Annotated in this window: 10 protein-coding genes; 5 read left to right on the forward strand and 5 right to left on the reverse strand. The window is 67.6% G+C overall.

What is annotated here, in order from left to right:
• Positions 1-18: 18 nt before the first annotated feature.
• Together IPG50_06415 and IPG50_06420 are read right to left on the reverse strand one after the other, a co-directional pair.
• Positions 19-576 (reverse strand): TlpA family protein disulfide reductase, encoded by a 558-nt coding sequence (locus IPG50_06415; protein MBK6691825.1) that lies wholly within the window; start codon positions 574-576, stop codon positions 19-21.
• Complete coding sequence (locus IPG50_06420; protein ID MBK6691826.1) at positions 573-1,307, reverse strand: hypothetical protein; 735 nt, start codon at positions 1,305-1,307, stop codon at positions 573-575. Before IPG50_06420 ends, IPG50_06415 begins: the two co-directional genes overlap by 4 nt.
• A gap of 309 nt (positions 1,308-1,616) precedes the next feature.
• Between IPG50_06420 and IPG50_06425 the strand changes: the two genes are divergently transcribed.
• Positions 1,617-2,723 (forward strand): hypothetical protein, encoded by a 1,107-nt coding sequence (locus IPG50_06425; GenBank protein MBK6691827.1) that lies wholly within the window; start codon positions 1,617-1,619, stop codon positions 2,721-2,723.
• Positions 2,724-2,757: 34 nt separating this feature from the next.
• Here the strand turns inward: IPG50_06425 and IPG50_06430 are convergent, their stop codons facing one another.
• Positions 2,758-3,759, reverse strand: coding sequence for a hypothetical protein (locus IPG50_06430; GenBank protein MBK6691828.1), 1,002 nt, complete (start codon positions 3,757-3,759; stop codon positions 2,758-2,760).
• 62 nt (positions 3,760-3,821) lie between these two features.
• Positions 3,822-5,516 (reverse strand): TonB family protein, encoded by a 1,695-nt coding sequence (locus IPG50_06435; protein ID MBK6691829.1) that lies wholly within the window; start codon positions 5,514-5,516, stop codon positions 3,822-3,824.
• 183 nt (positions 5,517-5,699) lie between these two features.
• On the opposite strand from IPG50_06435, the gene IPG50_06440 reads away from it, so the two are divergent.
• From IPG50_06440 to IPG50_06450, 3 genes are all read left to right on the forward strand, one after another.
• Positions 5,700-6,737: an arginine N-succinyltransferase gene (locus IPG50_06440; GenBank protein ID MBK6691830.1), complete on the forward strand. Its 1,038-nt coding sequence runs from the start codon at positions 5,700-5,702 to the stop codon at positions 6,735-6,737.
• A gap of 30 nt (positions 6,738-6,767) precedes the next feature.
• Positions 6,768-7,667: an alpha/beta fold hydrolase gene (locus tag IPG50_06445; protein MBK6691831.1), complete on the forward strand. Its 900-nt coding sequence runs from the start codon at positions 6,768-6,770 to the stop codon at positions 7,665-7,667.
• Positions 7,668-7,741: 74 nt separating this feature from the next.
• Positions 7,742-9,496: an IgGFc-binding protein gene (locus IPG50_06450; protein MBK6691832.1), complete on the forward strand. Its 1,755-nt coding sequence runs from the start codon at positions 7,742-7,744 to the stop codon at positions 9,494-9,496.
• A 21-nt stretch (positions 9,497-9,517) separates the two neighbouring features.
• On the opposite strand, the gene IPG50_06455 is transcribed toward IPG50_06450, so the two are convergent.
• Positions 9,518-10,924 carry an FAD-binding protein gene (locus tag IPG50_06455; protein MBK6691833.1) on the reverse strand — a complete coding sequence of 469 codons (1,407 nt, stop codon included), beginning with the start codon at positions 10,922-10,924 and terminating at the stop codon, positions 9,518-9,520.
• A 51-nt stretch (positions 10,925-10,975) separates the two neighbouring features.
• On the opposite strand from IPG50_06455, the gene IPG50_06460 reads away from it, so the two are divergent.
• On the forward strand, positions 10,976-11,722 hold the full coding sequence (locus tag IPG50_06460) for a hypothetical protein (GenBank protein MBK6691834.1): 747 nt from the start codon (positions 10,976-10,978) through the stop codon (positions 11,720-11,722).
• Positions 11,723-11,737: the final 15 nt, after the last annotated feature.

Below are 11,737 nucleotides of genomic sequence, written 5' to 3' on the forward strand. Positions count from 1 at the left end.
CTGCGCAGGCCGGCGACCTTACTTGGCAGCGGCAGAGGCGTCGAGCAGTTCGCGCACGTGCTTTTCGAGCGTCACTTCGTCGCCCGAGTTGTACCCCTCGTGAACCCGCGAGAGCTGCCCCGACTTTGAGATGAGCACCGAGAGCGGCGCTGACTTCTTCGGGTTGTAGATGCTCGCGATGCTCGAGTCCTCGTCGAGCACGACGGGGAACGTCATGCCGTTGCGCTTCGCGAAGGAGGGAACCTCAGCGACCGTCTCGGGGCCGTCCATCGAGATGGCGAGCACGACGAAGCCCTTGTCCTTGTGCGCGTCGTAGATGCGCCGAAGGTGCGGCATCTCGGCCTTGCACGGCTCGCAATACGTCGACCAGAAATCGAGGAGCACGACCTTTTTGCCCAAGTAGTCGCTCAGGCGAACGGTCTTGCCGTCGATGTCGCGGCCCGTGAAGTCCTGCGCCGACGTCGTCTGTGTCGACGAAGGCGACGCCGGCCCCGTGCCCGAACCGCCCGCGCCACCGCATCCGATGACCGCGGCGAGAGCCAGCGCGCCGAGCGCCGCCGAGTAGGGCGCGCTCACTGGCCTTGCGCGGGGTTCTGGCTGGCCCACTTGACCCACTTGTTCACGTGGGCCTCGATGTCCTGGGGCGCGCCAACGCCTGCGTAGAGGATCTCCATGCTGCGGAGGTCGACGTCGGCGTTGAAGGGCACGGCGGCGGCATCGAAGAAGCCGCCGAAGTTCTTGAGCGCGGGATCGAGCGCGTGGGGGTAGTTGGCCTTGTGCTTCTTCACCCAGCCGTCGAGGTCGAGCTGCGTGGCGCCGGTGCCTTGGCCAGGGCCGTCAGCCAGAGCCGTGAAGAAGAGCACGCCCTTGGAGGCGAGGTCCGGGACCTTGGTGACGATCTCCTTCGTCTCCTCGTTGCACGGGCCGCACCACACCGACGACACGGTGATGTGGAGGATGCGGTAGGGCTCACCGGCTGCGTTCTTGTTGCGGAGCTCGGGATCGAAGAAGTCCGCGAGGGAGATCTGCTCCACGGTCGCCGAGCCCGGCGTAATGAGGGCGCCCGGCGTGGTCTTGTACCCGCGGAACTTGAAGTTCTTCATGATGTTGCCCGCGACGCTGCCGCTGCGAGCATTGGTGCCCAGGTTGGCCGTCGGGTACGCGACGCCGTAGGGGTTCTTGTCGCCGACCTCTTGGGTCGTGGTGCCGGTGCCGGCAGTGCCCTGTCCACTGGGAGCCGACGACTCCGAAGACGAGCAACCCACGGCTGAAACAATAAGTGCGGCGAGCGCGGCGCGAAGCATCATGGTGTTCCCTCGAGGAGGCGGAGGTTAGTCCCCGGCCCGGGGACGTCAAGCGTCCCAAACGGCCTGCTGATTTGTAGCACGCCGGCGTCGCCTTGGCCCGGGCCTCGAATCGAACGAGCACTATCAAAATGCAGCGAATTTTGGCCGGCCCCATCCGGACCGGAGCGGAGCGCGGGCGCCGCGCTCGCGTCTCGTCCGAGGCACAAGCGCCAGACCGGGCCAGCGGCCCCTCTTGTGGCTCACTTCTCATGTCGCGTGCCGAGAGAAGTGCTAGGGAAGCAGCCGCATCTCCTTATGAAGGGCTTCGCCATGGTCTCTGTTTTGCGTCCTCGGTCGTCTCGCTCGCTTCGCACGTTCGTCGGGGCGGCCCTCGCGCCGGCGGTCCGGCTGGCCATGGCGCTGGCCCTGCCGATCGTCGTGGCATGTTCGTCCGACAAGCCCGCCGATGGGCCCTGCCAGGACTCGCAATGCCTCGCCGGCAACAAGTGTGTCGACGACGGCACCAGCCTCGCCTGCCGCTTGACCTGCAAGACGCAGACGGAGTGCCCACCGAAGTTCCACTGCGTGGCGACGGCCAAAGGCGACGTCACCTATTGCACCGCAGACCAAGGCTACTCGGCGGGCATCACCCCAAAGCCAAAGGGCCAATGGGGCACGCACTGCGATCCGGTCCTCGACGAGAAGAAGAAGCCGCAACCGAGCGGTCTCGACGCCAACCCCGCCTGCGACTCGGAGCAGGGCTTCTGGTGCTACGGCGAGAACCCAACCGACGCCGCTGCATTCTGCACGCAATACGACTGCAAGAGCGACGCCGAGTGCACCGGCGGCTACTGGTGCGCGCCCATCAACCTCGAGCCCAGCATCCGTCGCGCGAACCGCTCGGTGAAAGAGACCACGACGGTGTGTTTGCCGCGTAGCTACTGCGCGCCGTGCAAGCACGACATCGACTGCCCGAGCCAAGACGGGAGCCCGCAGTATTGCGTCGCCGATGACAGCGGCACGAAGTTTTGCACGAGCGAGTGCCAGGGCGACGGCAACTGCCGCCTCGACGCGACCTGCGTAGAAGACGGCGGTCGCAACGTGTGCAAGCCGCGCGCGGGCACCTGCAAGGGCGACGGATCGTTCTGCTCACCGTGCTACGCCGACGGCGACTGCCAGGGTGACTCGGTGTGCCTCCTCGGCTCGTACTCTCGGGAGCGCTTCTGCGCTCCCAAGAGCGCGTCTCCATGCAAGGAGACGGCGAGCGGCGTCACCGCCGAGTGCCCCGCGTCGCCTAAGATCGACGGACTCGTGGGCGTCGGTTGCCAGACCACGAAAGACAACCCGGACGTCCCGAAGGACTACTGCCTCCCGTTCGTGCAATACGGCAAGGAAAAGGACAGCGCGGTGCCGGGCTGCTGGACCAAGAAGAAGTAGGGGGGCGCCTGGCGCAAGGCGGCTTGCGTGTCGCCTAGCCGGGGGCGGCGCCGGGTTCACGCAGCGAGGGCGTCGCACCTTGCGCCATCGAGAGGGCCGCTGCCGCCGCGGAGACCGCCGCCAGCGCTCGGAGCGGCGCGTCGAACGAGCCGTGCGACACGAGGAGCAGCGCGACGACCGCTGCGGGGGCGCTGTCACGGCCGCCGCGAAGGGCCGAGAGCGCCGCCGCGATCGTGAGCGGGAACGTCGCCGACAGGAGGAACGTCGCCGCCGCCGAGAGCGCGAAGGGCGCTGGCAGCCCCGATGCGTCGGCGAGCGCCGTATGCAACACGGCCTGCCAACGCTCAGCGTCGTGGTGCACACCAAGGGTGGCGCCCCAAGTGATGGCGAAGCCCAGCACGACGGCCGCGCTGGTGGTCACCTGCCCAAGGACGCCGCCTCGCGTCCCCAACCACACGACGACGGCAAGCTGCCCCAACGCCTCGAGCACGACGCCCGCCGTCGCGATGCCGCGGCTCGTCGCGTACAGGCCGCTCGACACTTGTTCGCCGGCGGCGACCGCGAGCTGCCACGCAAAGAGCCGCACGAGCGCCGCCAAGGCGAAGGCCGCGAACACGAGCCCCACTGCGCGCGTCGCGCGCTCGGAGAGCGCTCGCGTCGCCGCCACGAGCACGACGATGCTGGACACGAGCGCGATCACGATGACGGGCTGCGAAGGCAATCGCCTGACGAAGGCCGGCGCAACGAGCGCGATGGTGACCATGACGCCGGCGATGGTCACGCCGCGCAGCCCCCTCAGCGGGTGCTCGCGCCGGAGGAGCTGCGCCGAGGCCACGGCCGATAGCGACGCGAGCAAGAGCGCGAGGCCGTACGACGTCGTCGCAGCGACGACCTGCCACAAGACGACGGCGTGATCGCCGGCGTTGCCTCGAAGCCCTGGCGCGACGATGCGCGCGATGGGCAACGTGAGCGCAGCCCACACGGCCGAGGCGCGTAGAAAGAAAAGGGCCGGGTTGGACTCGCCGTCAGTCGTCATGAGCGCGGGCGTCGAAACATACCCGGTCGTTCGGCCGAGCACGCGAGCAATGTGACGTGCCGCTAGCCTCGCTTGAGCGCCCCACGTGCCGGCCGCGGCAAGCGGCCCTGCCGCGTGTCGAAGGGGCTCGCCGGGGGAAGCTCGCGCTCCTTGGTGGGCGGCACCGGACCGCGCGGCGGCGCCTGCTCCGGCGGCGGCGCGCCCGCCGGGACGTTGAGAATGAAGGGCCGCGCGTTCATCGTCGAGCACGCAAACACTTCGTCGCGATGGAACTCCCAGTGCAGGTACACGCGCCCATCGGGCGAGAGGATTGCGCTCGGCGCCGAGCCGAACGGCGACGCGCGTTGCACCGCGTCGAGGGCGGCGATGTCGAAGGCCGTCATGCCGCTCGTCTTGACGATCCCCATCTTCACGAGCTGACCTTCGCGTGAAAGGACGATCTCGAGCCGGGTGATGAGCTTGCCGTCGTTGAGCGGGTGCGTCTTGGGCAGCGCATCGAGCGAGCCGAGAAACGAATCGGCGAAGATGGGATGAATCCGGTTGTGGATCGAGTGGAGGTACGTGGCGAAGGGCGAGCGCGCGGCGTTGAGCGCTGTCTGGTTGCCGGCCTTCACCGACGACACGTAGTTCTCGATGGCGCTTCGCCAACGCTCAAAGCTCGAAGCGACCCACGAGCCGCGGTGCTCGCTCTTGCGCCGCTCGCCGTCCGCCACGCGCTCCTTGTGGAGCTGATCGTGACCGACTGTGGCGACGACGCCGTGATGGTTGAGGTTCAAGTTCACCTGCCCCGGCCCGGGCGTTCCACCGAGCCCGAGGATGGGCATCGGGCCTGTGGGGGCGCGATCGTTTTGGGCGGTGGCTTGGCCGTGGGCCGGCTGCGGCGAGAGCCCGCCGGAGGCGCCGGGCCGAATCGGATTGAAGGACCAGCCGCCCCTGTTCGCTTCGGCGACGGCATCGCTAGGAGCCACCGGGGCCGGCGCAGGCTGGGGCACGTCGCTCGCCGGCGCCGGTGAAGCGCGGCGATCGCCGCCGGAGGGCGCCGTCTTCTGCGTCGCCGTCGTGGGCGCGAGAGCGGCCATCGGGAGCTCCGTCTTCTCGACACGGAACTCGGTCCCCTTCTCGCCGGGCGCCTTGTCCTTCTCGCCGGGGCTCTCGTCGTTCTGCGCGATCTTGGTGCGATCGCTGTCGCCCATCTTCGGGTCCGAGCCGGCGCGGTTGCCGCCCGGCGTCGGGTCGGGATCGTCTTGATCGAGCGACGTCTGCGTGGCCGCCGTCTCCTCTTTGACCTTGTTCGCTTGGTCCGCGATGAAGTTCGCGTTGGGGTTGTCTTCTTGGTCCGCCTTGGACCGCTGCTTGACGGCGATGCGCTTGTCCTGAAGCGGCGGCGGTGGCGGCTGCGGCTTCGAGTCTTTCTCTTCGAGGATCTTGATGAGGCGCTTCTCTTCCTTCGCGACCTTCTTCTCCTCTTCCTTCTTCTTCTCGGCCTCGGCCTGCTCCTTCTTCTTCTTCTCGTCGAGGACGCGGATCGGATCGTCGGCGGGCTTCGACTCCTCGAGCGTCGGCGCGTCGATGCCCTCGATGACGAGCGTCTGCTCGCTGGCGCGGACGCGTTCGCGCACGACCGCGCCGAGGCGCTCCAAGGCCGAGCGGTCCACGTGAACTTTGCCCACGACGTCTCCACCGTCCGCAGCTCCCAGGTGAAGGAGGATCGCGGCGGGGAGCCAGAGCAGCAGGGGTACTTCGAAGCTGCGTCTCATCGGTAGGGTGCGGTTCGGAGCCGACTATGGAGACTAGGTCCGATGGGCTCCGTGTGCCAGCCCGGGGCGGCACGTCACGGGGGCGAAGCGAGATCCAGTTTTGTCCGTAGTTTCAGACGTCTGCGCCCCGTCCCCCACACCTTGGGACGCCGATAAGGCGCGGCCCGTGGTAGAAAGCCACCGATGGGAGGCGCGGCGGGGTTCGAAATCCGGTCTGCGGGGCCCGCCGACGAGGACGAGCTCTACGCGCTGGCTCGGCACCTCAACACGGTGAACTTGCCCAACGATCGTGACGAGATTCGTCACATCTTGGAGGTTTCCCAAAAGAGCTTCACCGGCGCCATCAAGGACGCCAAGCGCCGCGAATACGTCTTCGTCCTCGTCGACCACGAGACCAAGCGCATCGTCGGCACGTCGATGATCTTCGGACAGCTCGGTCGCCGCGACGCGCCGTACATCTACCTCGACGTCATCGACGAGGAGCGTTACTCGGCCACCCTCGACCGGCACTTCAAGCACACGACGCTCAGCATCGGTTACTCGTACAACGGTCCGACGGAAATCGGCGGCCTCGTCGTCGACCCCACGTTCCGCAAGGCGCGCCTCGGCCAGTCGATCTCGTACGTGCGGTTCTTGTTTATCCGCATGCATCGCGAGCTGTTTCGCGACGAGGTCCTCGCCGAGCTCTTGCCTCCCCTCGAACCCGACGGAACGTCGCACCTCTGGGATGCGCTGGGGCGACACTTCACGGACCTCACCTACGCCGAGGCAGACCGGCTCTCCAAGAAGAACAAGGAGTTCATCCGCAGCCTCTTCCCCGAGGGCACCATCTACGCGTCGCTCTTGCCGCGGACCGCCCAAGACGTCATTGGCAAAGTCGGCGCGCAAACCAAGGGCGTCGAGAAGATGCTCCGCCGCATCGGCTTCCGCTACGCCGAGCGTGTCGACCCCTTCGATGGCGGCCCGCACTTCACGGCCGCGACCGACGAGATCTCCCTCATCATGCGCACGCGCAAGGTCACGGTGGTGAGCGTCGTCGACGACGAACCGGTCGTCAAAGATCGCTCGCTCGTCGGCGTCGATAAGCCATCGGTGCCCTATTTTCGCGCGGTGCTCGCCGCCGTCTCGGAGAAGGACGGCGCGGCCACCGTCGACCGCGCGACGGCGGCGGAGCTGGGCATCGACGCGGGCGCCGAGGTTTGGCTCTTGCCGCTCGACTGACGTCGACAGAGGCTCGATCAGGAAGAAGCCATGCCCCCCTCGGCCCTCGTGCGCGAAGAAGTCGACATCCGGACCGTCGATGGCGAGCTGCTCCGCGCTACCGTCGTGTCGCCGGGCCAGCGTTCGCCGCGCGTCGTCGTGGTGCTGGCGCACGCGATGTTCGCGAGGCGGTCCGAGTTCGAGAAGCCTACGCCGGAGGAAGGCTGGCTCACGACGCTCGCCCTCCACGGGGCGCGCGCCATCGCCTTCGACTTTCGCGGCCACGGCGACAGCGGCAAGAGCGCGAGCAGCGGCGGCTTTTGGTCCTACGACGATCTCGTCACGCGAGACCTTCCCGCCGTTGTGGCTGCGGCTACGGCGCGAAGCGAAGGCGCCAAGGTCATCGTCGTGGGCCACTCGCTCGGCGGCCACGCGGCGCTCGCCGCCTGCGGCGCCGGGCACATGCGCGTCGACGGCCTGGTGCTCATCGCGGCGAACGTCTGGATGCCGCACCACGAGCGCTCGCTGGCCAGGCGCGTCGCCAAGCGCGCGGTCATGGAGTCCTTGCGCCTCTCGACGGCAAGGGTCGGGTATTTTCCCGCACGGACGCTCCGCCAAGGGAGCGACGACGAAGCGGCGCCCTTCATCCACGACCTGGTGCGCTTCTACGAGAGCGATCGCTGGACCAGCGGCGACGGACGGGTGGACTTCGAGGCGTCGCTGGCGACCATCGCCGCGCCGCTGCTCGCGGTGGCGAGCCAAGGCGATCGCATCGAGTGTCACCCCGAAAGCGCGCGAGCGTTTCTCTCCAACTTTGGTGGAAAGAGCGAGATGTTCATCGTCTCTGAGGGCGACGGAGGCGGCGCCGCTCCCTCGCACATGGGTCTCGTGACGAGCCCATCGGCGCGCCAAGTGCGCGACACGGTCGTGCGTTGGATCCTCGAGCGGTAACGCTCAGGCGCCGGAGAAGGCGCAGCTTTCTCCTTTTATTTCATAAACGTAGTGGCGCCTTGTCGAATTAGTCCTTGCGCAATCCCCTCAACGCGCCATATCCGGCGCTCATGGACTTTTCCGACGCAATCCGAATCCGGCCTGCCGCGTTCGTCTTCATCGCCTTGAGCTGCGGTGGCACCCGCGAGGGCAGCGCGCCGGCGGGCGGCGCAGGCGCGACCGGGGCGGCTCCTGGCGCCTTCCTCGATGGCGGCCAAAGTGGCACGGGCCCGTGTCCTGAGTGCGAGGTCACGACCTGCGCGCAGGCGGCCGCCGACAAGTCGACCATGGGGTGCGAGTTCTTGGCGGTGCCGCCCGACTCCTTGACCATCACGCGCGGGGCATGTTTTGCGGCCTTCCTCGTCAACACGGCCAACACCAACGTCGCCGTCGAGGTCGAATACGCCGGCCAGAAGCTTCAGAAGCCGGGCTTCATGGTCATGCCGAAGGGCCAAGGCGCTTCCCTCACCTACGAGCCGCTGCCGGCCTCGGGCCTGCCGCCGGGGCAGGTCGCGATGTTGTTCCTGAGTCGAAGCAACTCGACCGCCTGCCCTTCTGGCATCACACCGGCCATGTCGGTGCTGACGTCCGTTTCGCGGACCGGCAAAGGTGCCGCCTTCCGCATCAAGACAAGCGCGCCGGTCGTCGCCTACGACATCTATCCCTACGGTGGCGGGCCGAGCGCCATCACGAGCGCCACGTTGCTCCTGCCAACGGCCGCCTGGGACACGAACTACATCGCCGTCAGCGGCTACCAGAAGAGCGCCATCGTCGAGGAAGACGCTCCAACGCTGGCCATCGTGGCGGCGGAAGACGGAACCAACGTCACCATCAACCCCACGGTCGCCATCGTCGGTGGCGGCGGGGTCGACGCAGCGCCCAAGGGGGCGCCAAAGACGTATGCGCTGGCCCGTGGGCAGATATTGCAGTTTGCACAGGATCAAGAGCTGACCGGCAGCGCCATCTCTTCCGACAAGCCCATCGGGGTTTGGGGCGGGTCCATCTGCGCCACGATCAACGAGCAAGAAGGCAGCGCGTGCGACACGACGCATCAGCAGATTCCTCCCGTTCGCGCGATGGGCAACGAGTTCGCCGCCGTGCGCTATCGAAACCGCTTCGACGGCAAAGAAGAGTCGCCGCCGTGGCGTCTCGTCGGCGCCGTCGACGGGACGTCCCTCTCGTGGGAGCCGAGCGCACCACCGGGGGCGCCGACGACGCTCAAGCAGGGCCAAGTCGTCGAGTTTGCTTCGCCCGGCCCATGGGTCGTCCGCAGCCAAGATGCCGCACACCCGTTCTACCTCTCCGGCCACATGACCGGGTGGGGCGCCGTGTCGACGGCCGGCGACAACCGCGGCGATCCCGAGTTCGTGAACGTCGTGCCCACGGCGCAGTTCCTAAAGTCCTACGTCTTCTTCACCGATCCGACTTACCCCGAGACCAACCTCGTCGTCGTGCGCGCGAAAGAAGCCGACGGCTGGAAGGACGTGGCGCTCGACTGCGAGGGCCCCCTCAAGGGCTGGCAGCCGCTCGGTCCGAGCGGCAAGTACGAGTTCACGCGCGTCGATTTGATGCGAGGCAACTTCCAGAAACAAGGAAGCTGCGACAACGGCCGCCGACAGATGAAGAGCGAAGGCCCCTTCGGTCTAACCGTGTGGGGCTGGGGAAGCGCCGCTACCGGCGGCGCCTTCGGCGGCGGCCTCTTCAGCCAAGCGGTGAGTTACGCCTATCCCGCGGGCGGCAGCCTAAAGCCGATCAACGACGTCGTCGTTCCCGTCGCGGTCCCCAAGTAACGCCGAAACGCCCGGGGCCCGTCAGCAGCTTCCGTGGCCACTTGGCGCGAAGATCTTGCCGGGGTTGAGCAGGCCCTTCGGGTCGAAGACGCGCTTGATCTCACGCTGAAGGTCGATCAGCGCAGGGGTCTGCTCAAGGGGCAAGTAGTCGAGCTTCGTAACGCCGATGCCATGCTCACCGCTGATGGTGCCGCGCAACCGAACGACCTCTGTCATGAGGTCCAGCAGGGCGCCATCCACACGGACGCGCTCCTCGTCGTCGTTCCACAAGAAGTTCACGTGCAAGTTGCCGTCGCCGGCGTGACCGTAGGTGAGATGCATCACGCGATGCCGCTCACCGATCGCATCGGTCGCGCGGAGGAGCGCGCCGATCTGCGAGCGGGGAACGACCACGTCCTCGGAGAGCTTGTGGCGCGCGAGTTTCTTGGTCGCCGGTGAGAGCATGCGCCGCGCTTCCCAGAGTCGCTCTCGTTGCGCTTCGTCCTGCGCGACGAGCACATCGAGCGCAGCGGGGCCCTCGGAGAGCAATCCACCGACCTTTTCCAGCTCCCGCTCGACGCTCGCGGCGTCGCCGTCGAGTTCCACGAGCAACATGGCGTTGGCGCGCACGTCGACGGCGACCTTCTGCGCGCGCACGGCGCCGAGCGTGCGCGAATCCATGAGCTCCATGCAACGCGGCACCGCGCCGCTGGCGAGGACGCGGTTGACGGCGGCGGCGGCGGCGTGGACGTCGGCGTAGAGCGCCATGGCCGTGACGACGGCCTCCGGGGCTCGGCGCAGGCGGAGCGTGAGTTCGCTAAAGACTCCGAGCGTGCCCTCGCTGCCAACGAGGAGCGCCGTCACGTCGTAGCCGGCGACGCCCTTGATGGTTCGGCGGCCCGGCCGATGCACGTGCCCGCCCATCAAACACGCTTCGACGCCGAGGACGTATTCGCGCGTGACGCCATACTTGAAGGCCCGCGGTCCGCCAGCGTTGGCGGCCACGTTACCGCCGAGCATGCACCACTTGAGCGAATTGGGATCGGGCGGATAAAAGAGACCCTCGGCCTCGGCCGCCGCATGAAGGGCCGCCGTCATGACGCCCGGCTCAACGACGGCGACGAGATCGACGGGGTCGATCTCCTTGATGGTGTTCATGCCATGCGTCGCGAGTACGATGCCGCCGGCCACCGGCACGGCGCCGCCAACGCGGCTGCTGCCGCCGGCGCGAGGCGTGACGGGAACGTCGCACTCGGCGGCCACAGCGAGTGTGGTCGCGACGTCGCTCGCCCGGCTCGCGAAGACGACGATGTCCGGCGTGTGCGCTTCGACCTCGCTCTCGTCCGCGCCGTACGCGGCGCGACCGTCCCCCTCGGCCATCACCTTCGACTCGCCCAGGCGGCGACTCAACTCGAGGGCGGCGCGCTCCACGGAAGCGGGCGCCGGCATGCGGACCTTTGGTGCGGCGATGAGCACGGCATAAGCGTAGTCTCCGGCGCGATGAACATGAAGACTCGAATGATCCGCTCGGCGGTCCTCTGCGCTTCGCTGGCAGCCGCAGCCCTCACGACGTCGACGGCGAGGGCCCAACACCCCATGACGCTCGCTGGCGAGCGGGGTCAGCTCTCCGTCGACACGCTCGTAGGCTTGCGACTCTCGGGCTCGGGCGTCGCCTACGCGGGCCCCATCGGCTTTCTCACGAGCAGCGCGTCGGAAGACAGCGCCAACAACAACCAGACCCTCACGACGACGTCGTCGAGCCGAACGCTGTGGCTGGCGCCCTCGGCCGACTACTTCGTCATCGATCACCTCTCCGTCGGCGGCTTCATCGAGGTGGCCAACACGGCCACGAGCATCGAGACCAAAGGCGGCCCCGTCACGACGACCGTCGACCTGCCGTCAACGACCAGCTTCACGCTGATGCCGCGCGTCGGGTACCTGATCCCGATCGGCGAGCGCTTCGGCGTCTGGCCGCGCGGCGGCATCGGCTACTTCTCACGGCAAACGGTCTCCGCGAACGTAAACAACAACGCGAAGCAGACGTTCTCCGCCGTGGGCACGCAGATTCAGGTCCCGTTCCTCTTTCGCATCACCGAGACGTTCTATCTCCACGCGTCGCCCGATCTCATCTTCACCTTCGGCGGCTCGTCGTCGACGACGAACAACGCGAACACGACCGTCTCCTTCGACGCGCGAGCGTTTCAGTTCGGGCTCTTCTCGGGCCTCGGCGCGCTCATCGACCTTTAGGTGAGCGAGCCCCTC

It is taken from the genome of Myxococcales bacterium (genome assembly GCA_016703425.1).
GTDB lineage: Bacteria > Myxococcota_A > Polyangia > Polyangiales > Polyangiaceae > JADJCA01.